Here is an 18203-nt window from a genome sequence, read left to right on the forward strand (position 1 = left end):
CCCATGGGTGACCCCGACGACGGCGACGACCTCTCCCGCCACGTCAATCGCCTGACCGCGACCGGAACCGGCGATATCGTCCAAGCCCGCGATGTCCACGGCGGAGTGCATTTTCACCGTAATGAGGCCGCCTTCGCGGTGACGCCGTCGCAGCTACCCGGCGACGTGCGCGGCTTCGTCAACCGCCACGCCGAGCTCGCCACCCTCACCAGCGTGACCACCGAACAACACGACGATCCGCACGCCGCCGCCGTCACGGTCATCACCGGTACCGCCGGGGTAGGCAAGACCTCGTTGGCCCTGCACTGGGCACACCAGGTCCGTGACCGGTTTCCCGACGGCCAGCTCTACGTCAACCTGCGCGGCTACGACCCCGGGCCACCCGCCAACACCGACGAAGTCCTCGACAGGTTCCTGCGCGACCTCGGCGTCCCTGCCACAGCTATTCCGGTTCGTCTGGACGACCGGGCCGCGCTGTACCGGTCGCTGCTGGCCACCCGGCGCATGCTGGTAGTCCTCGACAACGCCGCTACCACCGGACAGATCCGGCCGCTGCTGCCCGGAACCGCCAACTGCCTCGTCTTGGTGACCAGCCGCAGCCGACTGTCCGGGCTGGTCGCCCGCGACGGCGCCTACCGGCTCGGACTCGACATCCTGCTGGAAAACGATGCCGTTGCCCTGCTGGGAAACGTGACAGCCCGCTACCGCGGACACGATCAACACCAGGAACTGGTCGAGCTGGCCCGGCTCTGCGCACGCCTGCCCCTCGCGCTACGGATCGCCGCCGAACGCGCCGCCAGCCGACCGATGATGCGGCTCGCAGAACTGATCGCCGACCTACGCGACGAGTCAGGACTGTGGGACGCCCTGACCGCCGAGGGCGACGACGACGCCGACGCCGTCCGGACGGTGTTCGCCTGGTCCTACCGGGCCCTGCCGGAACCCGCAGCCCGACTGTTCCGACTGCTCGGCCTGCACCCCGGCAACGAGTTCGGCCTGCCCGCCGCCGCGGCGCTCGCCGGGCTCAGCACCGCGCACGCACGACAGCAACTCGATGTCCTCGTCGGCGCGCACCTGCTGGAACAGCCGGCACCCGGCCGGTACGAATTCCACGACCTGCTCCGCGCGTACGCCGTCGACCAGGCCCACCACCTCGAAACCTCCGAAGCCCAGGACGAGGTACATCGCCGCATCCTCACCTGGTACTTGTACAGCGCCGACGCCGCCGCGGCCAGCATCACCGCGTACGACCGATACGAGCTCGCCTCGCCGATCACCGGCGACGCGGTACCGCTTGCCTTCGACAACCACGAGACCGCGCTGCGCTGGTACCAGACCGAAAGCCGCAACCTCGTCGCCGCGACCCGGGCCGCGGCCGAAGCCGGCCTGCACTCGATTGCCTGGCGGCTCGCCGCCGTCCTGCGCGGCATATACATCCACCAGAACGCCTTCGACGACTGGCTCGCCACCAGCACGATCGGCGTCGAATCCGCCGGCCACGACGGCGATCGCACGGGACAGGCCGAAGCCCTGGAAAGCCTCGGCCGCGCGTACTTCCAGTCCCGCCGCCTCGACGAGGCCGAGACCAGCCACCGCGCCGCACTGGCCATCCGGCAACGCCTCGGCGACCGGTTCGGCGAAGCCGTCTCCCTCAACACGCTCGGCCTGATCGGCCTGCGCCGCCGCCGACTCGACGGCGCTCGCGCCTACTTCGAACAGGCCGGAGCGATCTTCCACGCCCTCGGCGACCAGCGATGGGAAGCACTCATCCGCAGCAACCTCGCCGAAACCCTCTGCGAGGTCCAACAGCCCCAAGCGGCAGCCGACATCCTGACCGACACCGTCACCGTCTTCCAGGAACTCGGCGACCCCGCCAGCGAGGGCAATGCGCTGTTCCATCTCAGCTGGGCCCAGCGAGAAATCGGCAACCTCGCAGCCGCCCGCACCCACATCGACCAGGCGCTTCGCATTGCCGAAGACAACGAAAACCAGGTGTGGCAGGCGCACTGGCTCGTCGAACTCGGCACCGTGCAACGCGCCGCCGATCAACCCGCCGACGCTCTGGTTTCCTACCAGCGGGCTGCCGTAATCCAACGGCAACTCGGAGACCGCAGCCGGGAAGCCATCGCCCTCGACGGCGCCGGACAGGCATACGAAAATCTCGGCCGCATCGAGGACGCCATCGGCTTTTACCACACTGCCGCCGCCGTACACCGCGACCTGGACGACCGGTGGAACCTGGCCCAGACGCTGCACCACCTCGGCCGCGCCGCTGGCGACACCAACGCGTTGCGGCAGGCCCGCGACCTGCTCACCGACTTCGACGACCCCCGGGCCGCAGCACTGCACCGCCTCCTCAGCCAGGCACTGCCGGGTTCGTAGCCGGCTCCGACTCCTCGATCCAAATCGGCGCGTCCGCGCACTCGACCCGGATGCCGTCCGCCGGCTCCAACCGGGTGCGCAACACCGCCAACCAGCGCCCGCCCACCTCGGCAACCGGCGCGTGGTCGCGGCCCATGAACGCGAACATCCGCACCTGGTTGTGGACCTCACGCGCCGACCGCGACCAATCCACCACCGAGAACTCCGGCTCGATGAACCCCGCCGACGATGCGCCCGAATCGTCCTGCGGGGTTCCGGGATTCTGACTCGCGACCATGCCCAGGGCATCCACCACCAAGTCGCGGATGACCGGGCGGATCCGCGTCCATAGCCGTCCGGGAGTGACGTCCTCGTCGAGCGGAATCCCACCGCGCTGAACCAGGACCGGGCCGGAGTCGAACCGATCATCCATCCGATGGATCGTCACGCCGATCTCCGGATCACCGTTACGGACAGCCCACAAGACCGGGGCTGGTCCTCGGTAGCGGGGAAGCAGCGACGTGTGAATGTTCACCACACCAAACCTGGGCGTGCCCAGCACCGAGGCCGGAAGCTTCCAGTTGAACCCGTAAACCATCAAGAGATCCAAGCGATATCCAGCCAGCGCGCTGGCCAATCCATCGGCGGCACCTGGCAGCAACAGGTCCATTCCGGGTGGCAGCGCCTCAATGATCCGGGCGGCTCCCTCCGCAGCCTGCGCATCCGTGTGACTGTTAAGCCTCATCGAACGGCAGTACACGTACGCGACGGGAACGTGGCCAGCATCCACACATGCCGCATGGAGCACTGCGAACTCGTCCACACCGAAGGTCGCGAGCGCGACACGCATCGAGTCCTCCACATCCGCGACGATACCGGTCGAACAGGCACGAACTGCTGTCCGCTCCGTCGCCGTGCGCCGCCCAACTGTCGCTTGGACGGGTCGCTGGAGGTGTGACGTGGTGAGCCCGTCAGCGGTGATGACGGGGTCGGCGTCGTCGCCCGGGAGGCGCGGATGAGGCCGGGAGGCGCGGATCAGGCGGGCAGGGCCGCGTTCAGCAGTCGCTTGACAAACGTCTCCAGTTCGTCGGCCAGCCGTTGGTCCGGCACCAGGAACTGCAGGCCGAGCTCGTGATCCCCGCCGCCGGTGTCCACCACGTTGATCACGTTGCCGCTCACGCGGAGCTGGTTGCCGTCGTGTTCCAGATCGATGTCCACGGTGTCGCCCTCGGTGATGCCGAGATCCGTGGGGACGGCGCAGCGCAGGCCGCCGGAACTGACGTTGATCATGGTCGCCTCGATCTTTTCACGGCCGGGGATCCGCAGCCAGGTGCGCCCGGTCGCGGCGATGCGGTCGTGCTGACGGCGTTCCAGTTGCTCGGCGAGGTGCGACATCTCCTGCACCCGGGCCAGGGTGCCGCCCATGTATTCGGAGAGCTTGTCGACGAGCGAGTCCTGATCGGCGGCGACGGTGCGCAACGAGCCGGTGGCCTCGCCCACCCCGGAGATGCCCTCGATCATGGTGGTGATGGCGCGCGCCATCTCGGTGGTGTCGTGTTCCAGCGCGTTGATCGTGGCGGTGATCTGCTCGGTGGACTTCGCGGTGCTGTCCGCGAGCTGCTTCACCTCGTCGGCGACCACGGTGAACCCGGCGCCCAACTCGCCCGCGCGGGCCGCCTCGATGGTGGCGTTCAGCGCGAGCAGGCGCGTCTGCCCCGCGATGCCGGTGATCAGCGTGGCGGTGTGGGCCACCCGGCGCAGGCTTTCCTCCAGTGAGCCGATCACCTGCTCGGCCGCCCGCGCGTGCTCGATGACGGCGGTGGTCGCGGCGCCGGTGGTGGTGATGTTCTCGTCGATCGTGGTCGCCGCCTCGCGTACCTGTCCGACCTGCTCGGTGACGTGGCGCAACTCGTCCGCGATGGTGGCGGTGGACTCGTCGATGATGGTCTGGGCGCGGTTGCGGAACTGGGCCTCGACCTGCCTCTGGTGCAGGAAGCTGGAACGTAGCTGCTGCTCGCGGGCGGCCTGCGCGGCGCGGATCTCGGTGTCCTGCTCCTCCAGGCGCCGGCGGGCGGTGGTCAGAGACCGGCCGATGTCGCCCATCTCGTCGCGCCCGTCCGGCAACGACTTCTCGGTCAGGTCGCCGCCCGCGATGGCGCTCACCGCGCGCACGGTGTCCCGCACGTCGCGGCCGGTCTGCCAGAGCACCGCGGTGGCGAACCACCCGGCGAGCAGGAATCCGCCGATTGCCACGGCCAGCACGAGCGTGCGTTCCATCGAGAACACCGAGATGCGGGTGTCGAGCAGGTCGACGAGCACGTCATGCAAGGCCGGAACGGTGTCGCGGGCGGCCCGTGCGGCGGCGACCGGGTCGGTCGGCCCCGGCTGGTTCAGTGTGCTGGTCAGCGTCTGGGCGAGCGCGTCGATGGCATCGGCCGCGGTCTGCACCGGGGCCAGTCGCCCGCCGACATCCGCACGGTCGGTGTTCTGGACGGTGGTGTCGACGTCGCTGCGCAGGCTTTCCGCGGCCGCGGACAGTTGGCCGGCGAGGACCGCCTGGGCGGCCAACGCGGCCTGGGCCCCGTCGGCGCTGGGCTCGGTGGCCGCCTTCGCCGCGGCGACGAGCGCCCGGGGAAGCACCACGATCTGCGGATCCATCACGTAGAACGAGTCCAGATCCGGGTCGAGGATCAGGTTCGACGTGTTACCGATGTGTGTGATGAGGTCGGCGAGCCCCTGCGCGAGCGCCACCCGTTGCGTCGGTGAACCGTCGCCGAGGCCGGGCAGGGCCGCCGCCATGTCCACGGCACCCAGGTGCGGGTGGTCGTTCACGACGGCGCGTACGCCGTCCAGGTCGGGGGTGTCGCCCGCCACCGTGTCGCTGAGCGCGACCAGCAGCGGCCGGACCACATCGACGCCTTCGCGTTCGGCCGAGGAGAAGGCGATCCGGTCGGTGGTCTCCACGGTGTACATGGTGGTGGCGATGCCGCCGGGGATGAGCAGGAAGACGACCAGCGCGAGCAGTCGCATGCCGGTCCGCATCCGGTTGGCGATGGACAGCATCGGCCGCAGCGTGCCCGGTGCTCGCCGTGCCGGGCCTGATCCGCCGTGCGGCGCCTGTTCGATGACCGTCATATGCCTTCCACCACCGTGTGCTCGCCGGACGGATCGCGCGTCGTGCCTCGACACGTAGTGTCGCGGCTCAACATCACCGAAGTGGGCCAAACCGGGAAACAGTGACAGAGCACCGCCTATCGGTGATCGTGAAATCGGCGGCAGACGGTAAGTCGTTATGCAACTATTGCGCTATATCGGGCATCCGGTGACGGCGTGATCGGCGACGTCGAGCCGTCGAGGATGAACAGGTTGACACATGTCAATCAATCGGCATCTCATGAGTGGATGATTCGGCGCATCGCGGTGATCGTTCCTACGGTTCTGGGCATCCTGGTCGCCACCACGGCGGCCCCGGCGAACCCCGCCGCGGCGGCGACCCGGGCGAACGCGGCGACGGCTGCCCGGATCTCCGCCGTCCTGGCCGGGATGAGCCTGCCGGAGAAGGTCGGCCAGATGTTCGTGTCCTATGTGTACGGCGCGAGCGCCACCGCCGCGACGGCTTCCGAGACGGCGGCCAACCGTGCTGCCTACGGCGTGGACACGGGCGCCGAAGCGGTCGCCCGCTACCACCTGGGCGGCGTCATCTATTTCACGTGGTCGGGCAACCTCACCGGCCCGGCGCAGATCGCGGACCTGTCCCACGGGTTGCAGTCCGTCGCCGGGCGCGTCCCGCTGCAGATCAGCACCGACCAGGAAGGCGGCGTGGTGAACCGGATCGGCGCCCCGCTGGCGGTGTCACCCGGAAACATGGCGGTGGGTGCGACATTCGACCCGCGCAGCGCGTACGACGCGGCGAAGGTGAGCGGCACGGAACTGACGGCGCTGGGCATCAACACGGTCGACGCGCCCGTGGTGGACGTGAACACCAATCCCCGCAACACCGCCGACGGGCCGCGCGCCTTCAGCGACCGCACCCCGCACGTCACCGCCGACGCCGTCGCGGCCGTGCGCGGCTACGCCGACGCGGGCATCGGCGCACAGGCCAAGCACTTTCCCGGCCTCGGCGACACGGAGGTCAACACGGACAACGGGGTAGCCGTGACGGACGAGACCCGTGCGCAGATCATGGCGACGCACCTACCGCCGTTCCGGGCCGCGATCGCCGCGGGGGTGCCGAGCATCATGGCGGCGCACATCGTCGCGCCCGCGCTGGATCCCTCCGGCGCCCCGGCGAGCCTGTCCCGCCCGATCGTCACCGGCCTGCTGCGGGGCACGCTGCACTACGACGGAGTGGTGATCACCGACGCGCTGAGCGCCGCCGCGCTCGCCGACATCCCGGCCGACCAGATCGTGCTGCGCGCGATCGAGGCCGGCGACGACCAACTGCTGATGCCCACGGACGTGCCGGCGGCGATCGCGACGGTGCTCGACGCGGTGGCCGCGGGCACCATCTCGACGGCACGGATCGACGCGTCGGTGCGCCGCATCCTGCGGATGAAGATGCGGCTCGGCCTCTTCGGCGCCGGCCCGGTGGGCGCACCGCCGGTGGTCGGCACCGACGCGCACCTGAGGACCATGGCGGAGGTCGCCCGCCGGTCGATCACCGCGTTGCGCTCCGCCGACCTCCCGCTGCCCGGCGGCGACGTGCTGGTCACCGGCTGGGGCGTGAGCACCACGCAGAACCTGACGAACGCGCTGACCGACCGAGGGCGGCACGTGATGCGTCTCTACACCGGTTCGCCCGACGATGCGCTTGTGGCACGGGCGGTGGCCGCGTCCTCGGACGTCGACGTCACGGTGGTGACCACGTACAACGCGTGGGGCGACGTCCGCCAGCAGCATCTGGTCACCGCGCTGTTGGACACCGGGCGGCCGATCGTGGTGGTCGCGGTGGGCGGCCCGTACGACATCGCGTACTTCCCGCAGGCGGACACCTACCTGGCCGCGTACGACTATCAGCCGGTCTCGGTCACCGCGGCGGCCGACGTGCTCACCGGCCGGACGGCGGCGACCGGGCGACTGCCGGTGACGATCCGGACCCCGGACGGCGGCGCGGTGCTGTTCCGTTACGGCACGCGGTAGCGCTACGCCGGTGGCGAAACGGCTTCCCCTGACGGAACTCCGGCGGCAGAGTCGCGGCCATGGTCGAGTTCGCCTATCAGGCCGTGCCGGACAGCGCCGCGACGTGGCGGGAGACCGCACGCCGCGCCGAGGCGGTCGGTGTGCACACCCTTCTGGTCCCGGACCACCCCGGATCGTGTGCGGCACCGTTCGTGGCGCTGGCCGCAGCGGCGGCCGTCACCGACACGATCCGGCTCGGCTCGTACGTGTGCAATGCCGGCGTGCGCGAACCGATGCTGCTCGCGGCGGACGTCGCGACCCTGGACGTGGTCTCCGGCGGCCGTGCCCTGCTGGGCATCGGCGCGGGGCACACCCCAGCGGAGTGGCAGGCGATCGGGCGCAGCCGACCGGACGTGAACGGGCGGGTCGCGAGGTGCATCGCGGTCGCCGAGGCGACGATGCGGCTGCTCAGCGGTGCGGAAGTCACTGTGGACGGCCCGGCGCTGACGATGGCCGGGGCGCGCCTGACCGAACCGCGACCGGTGCAGGATCGGGTGCCGTTGCTGTTCGGTGGTGGCAACACGAGGCTGCTGGAGTGGGCTGCCGACCACGCGGACATCGTCGGGCTGTCCGGCCTCGGACGCACGCTTGCCGACGGCCACCGGCACACCGTCCGCTGGCGGCTCGACGACGTCGACGCGCAGGTGGATCGCGTGCGCGGCCGGGTCCTGGAGACGTTGGTGCAGCGTTTCCAGATCACCGACGATGCGGAGGGCGCGTTGGCCGACATGACCGAGCACACCGGCCTCACCGCAGCCCAGCTGCGGGCCACGCCGTACGTCCTGGTCGGCACGGTGGACGAGATCGTGTCGTCGATCCGGGAGCACGAACGCCGATGGGGGATCAGCCGGTACGCGGTGCGTCCCCCGGCGCTCGATCTGCTCCCGACGATCATGGCGGGGCTGAGCGCCGCCTGAGCGCGGCACTCCGGGACGGTCGTTACTTCGAGTACCACGACCTAGTCGAAGAGGAACGCCTCCACGCGAGCCCGGAAGTCGACATAGATCTGGCGGTAACGCTGCACCGCGCCGCGGTTGTCGCCGGCCTCCAGCAGCCGGATGATCGCCTCGTGGCCGGTGATCCATGTGTTCCACAGGTCGCTTTCGGCGGTCATCGCGAGGATTCGCGTGGTCCGCGCCACCACGAGATCCACCATGGATTGCAGCTCGCGGTTGCCGCTGGCCAGAATGACGATGGTGCTGAAATCGGCGCCCGCCGCACCGGCCGCCAGCACATTGCCCTCGCGCAGCGCCTCCACGAACTCGCGCTGGCGGCGGCGCAACAGGTCGAGGTGGGTCTCGGTGAGGTTGTCCACGCCCCACTCGAAGCCGGCGCCGGCGAGCACGCCCATCACGTCGATCAGCTCCAGGGCGTTCTTCTGCGTCACCCGGGTGACGTGGCGGGTGCGGTTCGGGGCGATGTCGATCAGCCCCTCGACGGAGAGCTGCGCGATCGCCTCACGGACCGGGGTGATGCTGACACCGAGGCGGGCGGCCAGCTCACCATCCTTGATCAGGGTGCCGGGTGGCAGTTCGCCGGTGACGATCTCGTTGCGCAACTGGCGCACGACCGCTGCCGTCCGTGTCGGCGGCACCGCGAAAGACATGCCGGAAGCGTACTCACGACGACTGCTCGGGGGAGCCGGCGTGCGACCGCGCGGCGCTGAGCGAGGTTCACTTGTCGCAGGCGATCGTTTCGGAGACGGTGTTCAACGCGGTGAACTTGAGCTGGTACGCCCGGGTCGCTCCGTTGGTGGCGACGCCCACGGTGCTGGTCACGGCCAGCGTCATGCGGTCGAAGTTGGTGCCGTCCGATCCGGACGGTTGCACCCGGAAGGGGTTCGTCCCGTCGGTGGATTCCAGGTGCTCGGCGACCGCGGAGACGGTGGCGCCCGCGGACATCGCGGAGCGCTGCGGCCAGATGGTCCGTTTCAGGGTGCCGCCCGCCTTCGGCAAGGTGAGCTGGACGCACTGCTGCACGTTGTCCGGGTCGGGGATGACATAGTCCACGGCGTACAGGCTGTTGCCGTCGCCGGTCTGGTACGGGGTGCCGATGTGATAGGCGTACCGGACCTCGGTGTCCAGTTTAGAGAATGAAGCCATCAGGGCCGTTTGTGCCAAGGCGGCAGACTCGGTCCGGTCCGCGGTGCGATACATGGTGACCAGCCCGGCGGTGGCGATCGCCATCACGACCGACATGATGGCCGAGCCGACCATCACCTCCATCAGGGAGAAACCGGAGTCGTCGCGCCGCAGCCGGTGCATCCGGGCCCTCACGGCGCCGCCGGGTCGAAGACGGGCTCCACGGACGACGTGCTGATCAGCGTCGACGTGCTGTACGAGCAGGTGTCGTCCGGGCAGCCCTTGCTGCGCCAGGTGACGTGCACCGTCGCGGTGATCAGCGACGACGACGGCGGCACGTCCCAGCCGCGGTGGTAGGTGATGCCGTTCATCTGCACCTCGACCGGGTCGGCGTGCTTGGTCAGCCAGGTCAGCGCGAGCTGGCCGGAGACGGCGCGCAGTTCCTCCATGCCCGATGAGGCGACGCGGATCGCGGTCTGCCGCGCGCCCTGCAGGTCGACAACGACCATCGACCGGATGAAGAAGGTGGTCACCGCGGTCAACACCACGCCGATCACGGCCAGCGCGGAGAGCACCTCCACGAGGGTGAAGCCGGCGTCGGCCGGGTCCTTACGCGCGGTCATCGGCGTCCACTCACTTGCTCGTCACGGTGGGAGCGCCGGTGCCGGCCGGGGGGATGACGTACGCCTTGAGCGCCAGGCTGAGCGTCATCGTGGCGGCCTGGTCCGCGTCGCCGGCATCGCCGCCGTTCTCATCGGTGCCGGCGGAGTCGGTGCTGGTGGAGTCGGTGCTGGTGGAGCCGGAGGTTCCCTGCGACGTCAGGGTCGCCGCGGTGATCAGCACCGCTCGTGGCTGCGCGGACTGCATCCGGGTGAGGAACGAGCTGAGCCTGGCCGCGGTGCCGTTGACCGACACGGTCATCGGCAGCTCGTATACGCCGGCCTGCTCGACGACCTCGGACGGTGCGGCGACGCTGATGCCGTTGACGTCCACGCCCAGTTCGTCGCCGGAGGCCTGCAACTGCCGCAGGAAGTCCGGCACGCCCGAGTCGGCGGGCAGCGCGGCCTGGGCCTGCTTCAGCGCGGCCTTGTACTTCGGCAGTTCGTCGCTCTCCTGCTTGAGCTGCCCGACACGCTTGCGCAGGGTGATGGTCTGGATCTCGACGGTCTCCCGCTCCGCGCGAGTCTCGTCCGCCTCGGCGTACTTCGGCCCGATGAACAGGAACCAGCCACCGGCCGCGAGCAGCAGGATCACCGCCAGCCCGGCCGCCTGCCAGACCCGGTCCGCGCGAAACCGCCCCATCAGTCTTCCCCTGCCTTCTTGCATGCGGTGGTGAAGCGGCCGCAGAGCGCCGCGGAGGTGACGTCGACCGACAGGCTGAACTGCACGCCCGCCTCGTTCTGGGTCACGCTCGTCACATAGGGATTGGCGACCATGGTCACCGCGTTCAGCGTGTCCACGTACCGGGCCACCGAGGGCTTGTCCGGTGCGATACCGGTGATCGTCAGCATGCCCACCGTGGTGGCGCCGGAGGCACTGGGCAACGTCGAGGTGACGCCCTTGCCACCGTCGGAGACCAGGCTGCCGTTGACGCCGGTGACCGTCACGCCCGCCTCGTCGCCCACGTCACGCAACGTGTCCAGCAGCGTCGACCACGGCAGATCATCGGCCAGCAGGGCGGACAGCCGGTTGGTGATCGCGTCGGTCTGCGCCTGCACGGTGAGCACCTCGTCGTACTGGGTCTCGCTGTGCCGCACCGCGGTGGCCGCGGTGGTTGCGGCGGCCAGCTCGTCGTCCGCGGAACGCTTGACCGTGGCGGCGTGCACGTACCATCCGGCGAGCGCAAGCACCACCAGGAACACCGTGATCAGCACCCAGGTGCGGCTGCGCCGTGCGCGCCGCGCCGCGACGATCTCCGCGGGCAGCAGGTTGGCCGAAATGGTCAGCACACGGGAGACCCGCTGCGGGGACACGGCCGGGTCCAGGGGCATCAGGGTGGTCGCCATCAGGCTGCCGCTCCCAGGGTGAGGCCGATCGACACCGCGGCCGACGGCAGGAAACTGTCGAAGCCGCGCTGCCGGGCACGGCGGGTGTCACGCAGCCGGCCGGCGCTGTCGGCGTACATCACCGGTACGCCGAGGCGCTCCTGCAGGTGCTCGGCCAGGCCGGGCATCAGGGCGCTGCCACCGCACAGCGAGATGCGGGTGACCTGCTTCTGTCGTTCACCGGAGGCCAGGTAGGTGAAGGAGCTGCGCAGTTCGCTGATCAGTGGCCGGACCGCGTCAGCGGCGGCTGCGGCCGTCGCCGGATTGCCGTCGCCGTGCAGGCCGAAGCGGCACTTGAGCAGTTCCGCATCGGGTTCGGCAAGGCCCAGCCGGGCGGCGAGACTCGTGGTGATCTCGGTGCCGCCGCGCGGCACGGTGCGCACGATCAGCGGTTCGCCGTCGGCGTGCACCACCACGCTGGTGACGTCCGCGCCGATGTCGACGATCGCCTCGACCTGGGCGTCCAACCGGGATGCGGCGCGCAGCAGGGCGAACGACGCCAGGTCCACCGCGACCACGTGCAGCCCCGCCTTCTCCGCCGCCTGAACGGCGGTCAGCACGGCGTCCTTGGGCATGGCGATCAGCAGTCCGCGTACGGTCGGGGCGTTGCCCGCCTCCTCCAGCGGCCGGAAGTCGAGCACCGAGCGCTCCACGGCCAGCGGCAGCATGTCGCGTACCTGGAAGGGCAGCGCGCTGGCCATCTCCTTGGCCGGCAGGTTGGACACGGACATCTCGCGGACCACTAGCTGCGGGTTGGTCATGCCGAGTACGACCTTGCGGGTGTCGAACTTGCAGCCCGCCCAGAGTTGCTTGAGTGCGGAGGTGACCGCTGCCGGCTCCTGGATCACGCCGCCCTGCACGGTGCCCGCAGGCAGCGGAACCTGGCCGAAGTTGGTGAGGTTGTGCTCGTCCTTGGCGCGCCGCACCTCGACGGCACGCAGGGACGACGAGCCGATGTCGAGCCCGATCGGATTGACGCCAGCCATCGGTGTTCCTTCCTGATCAGGCGGACGGGAGCAGCAGGGACGTGTACCAGTCGGCGATCGGCGCCGCGGCGAAGACCGCGAGGAAGGCGCCGCCGAGCATGTACGGGCCGAACGGGATGCGGCTCTTGCGGGTCGCCAGCCGGGCGGCCAGCAGCACCATGCCCACCGCGCCGCCGAGCAGAAAGGCGGCGAACGCGCCGACGGCCACCCAGCTCCAGCCGAGCCAGCCGAGGTAGAAGCCGAGCAACGGGGCGAGCTTCACGTCACCGCCACCCATGCCCTTGGGCAGCACGGCGAGCACCCAGTAGAACGCGTACAGGGCCGCGGCGGCGGCCAGGGCGCGCAGCGGGGCGCTCCAGTCATGCCCGGCGACGGCGGCGGGCAGCAGCAGCGCGGCGGCCACGCCGTACGAGGGCAGCACGATCCGGTCCGGCAGCCGCAGCACGTCCAGGTCGATGGCGGCCAGGGCGACGGCGATCGCCGCGAGGTACAGGTAGGCGGGCAGCTCCCAGGACAGCCCGAACCGGGCGGTCACCGCGACGAACAGCGCCGCCGTCACGGCCTCGACGAGCGGGTAGCGGGCGCTGATCGGCGCCGCGCAGTCCGCGCATCGCCCGCGCAGCAGCAGCCAGCCGAGCACCGGGACGTTGTGCCGCGCACGTACCGCGACGCCGCAGTGCGGGCAGTGCGATCCGGGCGCGACGAGCGACTCGCCGCGCGGCACCCGATGGATGACGACGTTGAGGAACGACCCGACCACGAGACCGAGGACGCCGGCGGCACAGAGCAGTGCGGGCTGCGGCATGGCCGTCCTCCTGTTCTCGTGATGGGGTCGGTGGGTGTGCGTCGGGCGGCGAGCTGCGACGGCTCGCCGCCCGGAACGCGGTGCGGGATCAGGAGGCGCAGGTGCCGATCTGGACGTCGGCGTCCTTGACCGAGCCGCCGGCCGAGCTGTCGTACAGGTAGACCTTGCCGCTGCCGCCCTCGTTGGTGGCGCAGACCAGATAGCTCGTGGTGGGGCTGCCGACCGGGACGTAGGTCATCTTGGTCTTGTCGGACAGCGTGATCTTCTGGTCGCCGATGGTGACCGGTGAGGTGGTCTCGTTGGCGAACCCGGTCGGGTAGGCGTTGCCGTTGTCGGTGTAGTACTGCTCGATCGCGCTGATCGCGCCGCGCACGTCGGACTGCGCCGACTTGTCGGCCGCGCCCTGCCGGTAGTTCAGATAGACCGGCACGGCGATGGCCACCAGCACGCCGATGATGACCACGACCACCAGCAGCTCGATGAGGGTGAACCCCTCATCCTCCTTCTTGGCGCGCAGCCGTGCGATGGTGTCCTGCATTGGGGGTGCCTCCAGGGTGGCTCAGGGGTGGGGACGGTCGGCGACCGAACCGGTCGCCTGGTGTTCCAGGGGCTCAGCCCTGGATGTTCTGATAGATGGTGAACATCGGTAGGTAGAGACAGACCACCATTCCGCCGACCACGGCGCCCATGACGAGGACCATGATCGGTTCGATCGAGGCGGTCAGGGACTCGGCGGCGCTGTCGACTTCCCTGTCGTAGAAATCGGCAACCTTGTCGAGCATCTGACTGATTTGGCCGCTTTCTTCGCCGACCTCGATCATCTGTGTGACCATCTCGGGGAAGATCTTGTGGCGACGCAGCGCCGACGACATGGGCTGTCCCTCGCGCACCGCGGCCTGCACGTCCCGCATCGCCGCGTTGATCACCGCGTTCCCGGTGGTCTCGCCGACCACGGACAGCGCCTGCATCACCGGGACGCCGACGTTGAGCAGCAAGCCCAGGTTGCGGGAGAACCGGCTCATCGCCATCTTGCGGAACAGCGAACCGAACACCGGAAGCCGCAGCTTGAACCGGTCGAATGCCTCGCGCAGTTCCTCGTCCTGGCGCAGGCGCTGCTTGAAGACCGCAGTGCCGCCGCCGACGATGATCACTACGAGCGGGCCGATCCACCACATGTTGTGACTGGCGTCGACCATCGCCTGGGTGATGGCCGGCAGCTCGCCGCCGAGGTTCTTGAACATCTGTTCGAAGATCGGCACGATGAAGATCAGCACCGCCGCGATCAGCACGAAGGTGAACGCGAGCACGATCGCCGGGTACGTCAGCGCGCTCTTGATCTTGCCGCGGAGTGCGGAGTCCTTCTCCAGGCTGTCCGCGATCTGCTCCAGCGCGCGGTCGATCATGCCGCCCGTCTCGCCGGCCCGGATCATGGCGATCATCAGCCGGGGAAAGGCCCGGTCGTGTTTGGCCATCGCCGCGGACAGCGAGGCGCCTCCGGACACGTCCGTACGCACCTCGCCCACCGCCCGCTTGAGTGCGGGCGAAGTGGTCTGCTCCTCCAGAATCGCCAGCGACCGCAGCAGCGACATGCCGGAGGCGGTCATCGTGGCGAACTGGCGGGCGAACACCGCCAAGTCGTTGAGCTTCACCCGGCTGCCCAGACCGGGGATGCTGATCTCCCGGTTCAGGCCCTGGCCGGCCGCGGTCAGCTCCAGCGGCATCTCGCCGCGGCTGCGCAGCAGGTTGGACGCGGCGGCCTCGTTGGCCGCCTCGATGGTGCCCTTCGACTTACGGCCGTCGGCGTCGATGGTGTTGTACTGAAAGGTCTTCAGCGTCGGCACGGCTCACCGCCCTCCGATCAGTCGGCGTAGCTCTTCCGGCGAATGGCAGATCTCCATCGCCACCTCCACGGCGACCACACCCTCGCGGACCTTCTCAGCCAGGTGCTGGTCGAAGGCCAACATCCCGTCGCCCGCGCCGGCCTGCATGAACGAGGGGATCTGGTGCGACTTGCCCTCGCGGATCAGGCTGCGGATGGCCGGGGTGGCGGTCAGGATCTCGCAGATCACCTGACGCCCCTTGCCGTCGGCGCGGGGCGCCAGCGCCTGGGTGACCACGCCCTGCAGGCTCGCGGCGAGTTGCGCGCGGATCTGCAACTGCTGGTGCGGCGGGAAGATGTCGATGACCCGGTCGATGGTCTGCGTGGCGCTCTGCGTGTGCAGCGTGGCCAGCACCAGGTGGCCGGTTTCCGCCGCGGTCAGCGCGGTGGCCGTGGTCTCCAGGTCGCGCAGCTCGCCGACCAGGATGATGTCCGGGTCCTGGCGCAGGGCGTGCTTGAGCGCGGTGGCGAAGGTGCCGGTGTCCGACCCCACCTCGCGCTGGTTGACCACGCTGCGCTTGTGCGGGTGCAGGAACTCGATCGGGTCCTCGATGGTGATGATGTGCGACGCCCGCGTACGGTTGGCGAGATCCAGCACCGACGCCAGGGTGGTGGTCTTGCCGGAGCCGGTCGGCCCGGTGACCAGCACCAGGCCGCGGGGCAGGTGGGCGAAGCGAGTGACCGAATCCGGCATGCCGAGCTCGTCCAGCGGCTTGATCTCGTGCGGGATGGCCCGGAAGACCGCGCCGCAAGAGTTGCGCTGCACGTAGAGGTTGCCCCGGAACCGGGAGACGCCCACGATGCTGTGCGCGAAGTCCATCTCCTGGTCGCGCTGGAACGCGGACCATTGCTCCGGGGTCAGCGCCGCGCGGGCGAGCAGGGCGGTGTCGGCGGAGTTCAGCTTTCCGTACCCGGTGATCGGCCGGAGGCTGCCGTCCACCCGGATCATCGGCGGGGAGCCGACGGTCAGGTGCAGGTCCGAACCGCGGGACTCGACGAGCGTGACGAGCATCTGGTTGAGCACCGCGAGATCGTCTGGGGCGTGTGCGTCAACCGGTTCCGTCTGCCGCGGGACCTGGTGGTCGAGCGTGTGCATCTGCTCACCGGCAATCTCTGGGCTGATCCGACGCCCCCTTTCATCGGCACGGTGACCGGGTGGTTTAGCCGGGACGTCCCGGTACGCCTCAGATCGCCACCCGGGACACCTCGCGCACCGCGGTCAGGCCGCCGGCCGCCTTCGCCAGACCGTCCGCGCGCAGGTCGTACATGCCCTGGGCGAGAGCCACCTCGCGGATCTCGCCGGCGGAGGCACGTCGGATGGTGAGCGACTCGATCTCCGGGCTGATCGGCATCACCTCGTGCAGCGCGATCCGGCCGCGGAATCCGGTGTTGGCGCAGTTGCGGCAGCCGACCGGCCGGTACACCGCCTCCGGGACCCGCAGATCCTCGAACGGCCAGCGCGCGCCGACCAGCTCCTCCTCGGTGGGCACGTACGCCTCCTTGCACCAGTCGCACAGCCGGCGGGCGAGCCGCTGCGCCAGCACACAGTCCAGCGACGAGCCCACCAGGAACGGCTCGATGCCCATCTCGGTGAGCCGGGTGACCGCGCCGGGGGCGTCGTTGGTGTGCAGGGTGGAAAGCACCAGGTGGCCGGTGAGGGAGGCTTCCACGGCGATCTGCGCGGTGTTGCCGTCCCGGATCTCGCCGATCAGCACCACGTCCGGGTCCGACCGCAGGATGGCCGGCAACACGGCGGCGAAGGTCAGCCCGGCCTTGGAATTCACCTGAACCTGGTTGACGCCGCGCAGCCGGTACTCGACGGGGTCCTCCACCGTGATCACGTTGATCTCCGGTTTGCTGATCCGGCCCAGCGTCGCGTACAGCGTGGTGGATTTGCCGGAGCCGGTGGGTCCGGTGACCAGGACCATGCCGTGCGGCTTGCTGAACGACTCCTGGAACCGGGCCAGGTTGTGCTCGGTGAAGCCAAGCTTGGTCATGTCGAGGTCGATGCCGCCGGTGTCCAACACACGGAGCACGATCTTCTCGCCCCACACCGTGGGCAGCGTCGCCGTGCGCAGGTCGACGGTGCGGTCCCGGATCAGCGCGGTGATCCGGCCGTTCTGCGGCACCCGCTTCTCGGTGATGTCGACCCCGGACATGATCTTCAGGCGGGAGGTGAGCGCCGCGGTCACGCCGCGCGGAATGGTGTCCAGTTCATGCAGCACGCCGTCGATCCGGTAGCGGACCCGCATGTCGTCCTCGGTCGGTTCCAGGTGCAGGTCGGAGGCGCGGTTCTGCACCGCCTGCTCGATCAGGCTGTTCACGTAGCGCACGATCGGCGCGTCGTCGGCGCTGGTGGCCTGGGCGGTCATCCCGGCCTGGTCGTCCAGCACGTCGTCCGCGAGCTCGGCGAGGTCGCTGTCCTCACGCTGCAACCGTTCGATGATCCGGCGCACCTCGCTGCGGGCCACCACCACCGGGCGAACCGTCATGCCGGTGGCCGCCCGCACGTCGTCCAGCGCCACCACGTCGCCCGGGTCGGTGACGCCGACGGTCAGCTCGCCGTCGCTGATCGCCAGGCCGAGCACGCGATGGCGCAGCACCACGGGCAGCGGGATGCGGCGCAGCGCGGCCGGGTCGGGGGAGAACCCGACCAGGTCCAGGGTGTTGATGCCGAACGCGGCGGCGGCCGCCGTGGTGAGCTGCTCCTCGGTGACGACCTGGTCGTTGATCAGCACGGCCCGGACCGACCGGCCGCTGCGCTGCGCCTCATCGGCGGCAGCATCCACCGCGCGGGGGTCGGCGCCGATCTGCTTCAGCGCGTCCAGCAGCGGGCGGAAGGTCTGATCCATGACATCCTCGGAAAAC

General features: G+C 69.7%; 16 protein-coding genes. 3 read left to right on the plus strand and 13 right to left on the minus strand.

Annotated features, from left to right (window positions below; translation table 11 throughout):
• The first annotated feature begins 3 nt into the window (after positions 1–3).
• Positions 4–2382, plus strand: coding sequence for an ATP-binding protein (locus tag IEY73_RS10410; RefSeq protein ID WP_229715727.1), 2379 nt, complete (start codon positions 4–6; stop codon positions 2380–2382).
• Here the strand turns inward: IEY73_RS10410 and IEY73_RS10415 are convergent.
• Positions 2357–3223 carry a methionyl-tRNA formyltransferase gene (locus tag IEY73_RS10415; protein WP_229715728.1) on the minus strand — a complete coding sequence of 289 codons (867 nt, stop codon included), beginning with the start codon at positions 3221–3223 and terminating at the stop codon, positions 2357–2359. The genes IEY73_RS10410 and IEY73_RS10415 overlap by 26 nt on opposite strands.
• Positions 3224–3396: 173 nt before the next feature.
• Positions 3397–5496 (minus strand): methyl-accepting chemotaxis protein, encoded by a 2100-nt coding sequence (locus IEY73_RS34095; RefSeq protein WP_189078931.1) that lies wholly within the window; start codon positions 5494–5496, stop codon positions 3397–3399.
• 267 nt (positions 5497–5763) lie between these two features.
• Between IEY73_RS34095 and IEY73_RS10425 the strand changes: the two genes are divergently transcribed.
• Both IEY73_RS10425 and IEY73_RS10430 read left to right on the plus strand, forming a co-directional pair.
• Positions 5764–7500, plus strand: a complete 1737-nt coding sequence (locus IEY73_RS10425) for a glycoside hydrolase family 3 protein (protein WP_189078932.1) — start codon at positions 5764–5766, stop codon at positions 7498–7500.
• Between the two features lie 59 nt (positions 7501–7559).
• Entirely contained in the window at positions 7560–8456 is an 897-nt protein-coding gene (locus IEY73_RS10430; RefSeq protein WP_189078933.1) for an LLM class flavin-dependent oxidoreductase, read from the plus strand.
• Between the two features lie 41 nt (positions 8457–8497).
• On the opposite strand, the gene IEY73_RS10435 is transcribed toward IEY73_RS10430, so the two are convergent.
• From IEY73_RS10435 to IEY73_RS10485, 11 genes are all read right to left on the minus strand, one after another.
• Complete coding sequence (locus IEY73_RS10435; protein WP_189078934.1) at positions 8498–9145, minus strand: GntR family transcriptional regulator; 648 nt, start codon at positions 9143–9145, stop codon at positions 8498–8500.
• Positions 9146–9212: 67 nt separating this feature from the next.
• Positions 9213–9815: a PulJ/GspJ family protein gene (locus tag IEY73_RS10440; protein ID WP_189078935.1), complete on the minus strand. Its 603-nt coding sequence runs from the start codon at positions 9813–9815 to the stop codon at positions 9213–9215.
• On the minus strand, positions 9812–10243 hold the full coding sequence (locus IEY73_RS10445; RefSeq protein WP_189078936.1) for a type IV pilus modification PilV family protein: 432 nt from the start codon (positions 10241–10243) through the stop codon (positions 9812–9814). The genes IEY73_RS10440 and IEY73_RS10445 overlap by 4 nt, the downstream gene beginning before the upstream one ends.
• Positions 10244–10253: 10 nt before the next feature.
• A complete protein-coding gene (locus IEY73_RS10450) occupies positions 10254–10922 on the minus strand; it encodes a type 4a pilus biogenesis protein PilO (RefSeq protein ID WP_189078937.1) in 669 nt (222 codons plus the stop codon).
• Complete coding sequence (locus IEY73_RS10455; RefSeq protein WP_189078938.1) at positions 10922–11626, minus strand: PilN domain-containing protein; 705 nt, start codon at positions 11624–11626, stop codon at positions 10922–10924. The genes IEY73_RS10450 and IEY73_RS10455 overlap by 1 nt, the downstream gene beginning before the upstream one ends.
• On the minus strand, positions 11626–12651 hold the full coding sequence (pilM, locus tag IEY73_RS10460) for a type IV pilus assembly protein PilM (protein ID WP_189078939.1): 1026 nt from the start codon (positions 12649–12651) through the stop codon (positions 11626–11628). Before pilM ends, IEY73_RS10455 begins: the two co-directional genes overlap by 1 nt.
• A gap of 16 nt (positions 12652–12667) precedes the next feature.
• Positions 12668–13456 (minus strand): prepilin peptidase, encoded by a 789-nt coding sequence (locus IEY73_RS10465; RefSeq protein ID WP_189078940.1) that lies wholly within the window; start codon positions 13454–13456, stop codon positions 12668–12670.
• Between the two features lie 88 nt (positions 13457–13544).
• Positions 13545–13994 (minus strand): type II secretion system protein, encoded by a 450-nt coding sequence (locus IEY73_RS10470; protein WP_189078941.1) that lies wholly within the window; start codon positions 13992–13994, stop codon positions 13545–13547.
• Positions 13995–14067: 73 nt separating this feature from the next.
• On the minus strand, positions 14068–15297 hold the full coding sequence (locus tag IEY73_RS10475) for a type II secretion system F family protein (RefSeq protein WP_189078942.1): 1230 nt from the start codon (positions 15295–15297) through the stop codon (positions 14068–14070).
• Between the two features lie 3 nt (positions 15298–15300).
• Positions 15301–16431, minus strand: coding sequence for a type IV pilus twitching motility protein PilT (locus tag IEY73_RS10480; protein ID WP_189078943.1), 1131 nt, complete (start codon positions 16429–16431; stop codon positions 15301–15303).
• An 88-nt stretch (positions 16432–16519) separates the two neighbouring features.
• On the minus strand, positions 16520–18187 hold the full coding sequence (locus IEY73_RS10485) for a GspE/PulE family protein (RefSeq protein WP_189078944.1): 1668 nt from the start codon (positions 18185–18187) through the stop codon (positions 16520–16522).
• Positions 18188–18203 lie beyond the last annotated feature (16 nt).

The organism is Mangrovihabitans endophyticus, assembly GCF_014646155.1.
Classification (GTDB): domain Bacteria; phylum Actinomycetota; class Actinomycetes; order Mycobacteriales; family Micromonosporaceae; genus Actinoplanes; species Actinoplanes endophyticus.

Excerpts from the sequence above, each read along its gene's own strand:
- IEY73_RS10445 (WP_189078936.1), bottom strand. The coding sequence starts at position 10,243 with ATGACCGCGCGTAAGGACCCGGCCGACGCCGGCTTCACCCTCGTGGAG.
- IEY73_RS10485 (WP_189078944.1), bottom strand. The coding sequence starts at position 18,187 with ATGGATCAGACCTTCCGCCCGCTGCTGGACGCGCTGAAGCAGATCGGC.
- IEY73_RS10450 (WP_189078937.1), bottom strand. The coding sequence starts at position 10,922 with ATGGGGCGGTTTCGCGCGGACCGGGTCTGGCAGGCGGCCGGGCTGGCG.
- IEY73_RS10430 (WP_189078933.1), top strand. The coding sequence starts at position 7,560 with ATGGTCGAGTTCGCCTATCAGGCCGTGCCGGACAGCGCCGCGACGTGG.
- IEY73_RS34095 (WP_189078931.1), bottom strand. The coding sequence starts at position 5,496 with ATGACGGTCATCGAACAGGCGCCGCACGGCGGATCAGGCCCGGCACGG.
- IEY73_RS10425 (WP_189078932.1), top strand. The coding sequence starts at position 5,764 with ATGATTCGGCGCATCGCGGTGATCGTTCCTACGGTTCTGGGCATCCTG.
- IEY73_RS10455 (WP_189078938.1), bottom strand. The coding sequence starts at position 11,626 with ATGGCGACCACCCTGATGCCCCTGGACCCGGCCGTGTCCCCGCAGCGG.
- pilM (WP_189078939.1), bottom strand. The coding sequence starts at position 12,651 with ATGGCTGGCGTCAATCCGATCGGGCTCGACATCGGCTCGTCGTCCCTG.
- IEY73_RS10410 (WP_229715727.1), top strand. The coding sequence starts at position 4 with ATGGGTGACCCCGACGACGGCGACGACCTCTCCCGCCACGTCAATCGC.
- IEY73_RS10480 (WP_189078943.1), bottom strand. The coding sequence starts at position 16,431 with ATGCACACGCTCGACCACCAGGTCCCGCGGCAGACGGAACCGGTTGAC.
- IEY73_RS10465 (WP_189078940.1), bottom strand. The coding sequence starts at position 13,456 with ATGCCGCAGCCCGCACTGCTCTGTGCCGCCGGCGTCCTCGGTCTCGTG.
- IEY73_RS10435 (WP_189078934.1), bottom strand. The coding sequence starts at position 9,145 with ATGTCTTTCGCGGTGCCGCCGACACGGACGGCAGCGGTCGTGCGCCAG.
- IEY73_RS10470 (WP_189078941.1), bottom strand. The coding sequence starts at position 13,994 with ATGCAGGACACCATCGCACGGCTGCGCGCCAAGAAGGAGGATGAGGGG.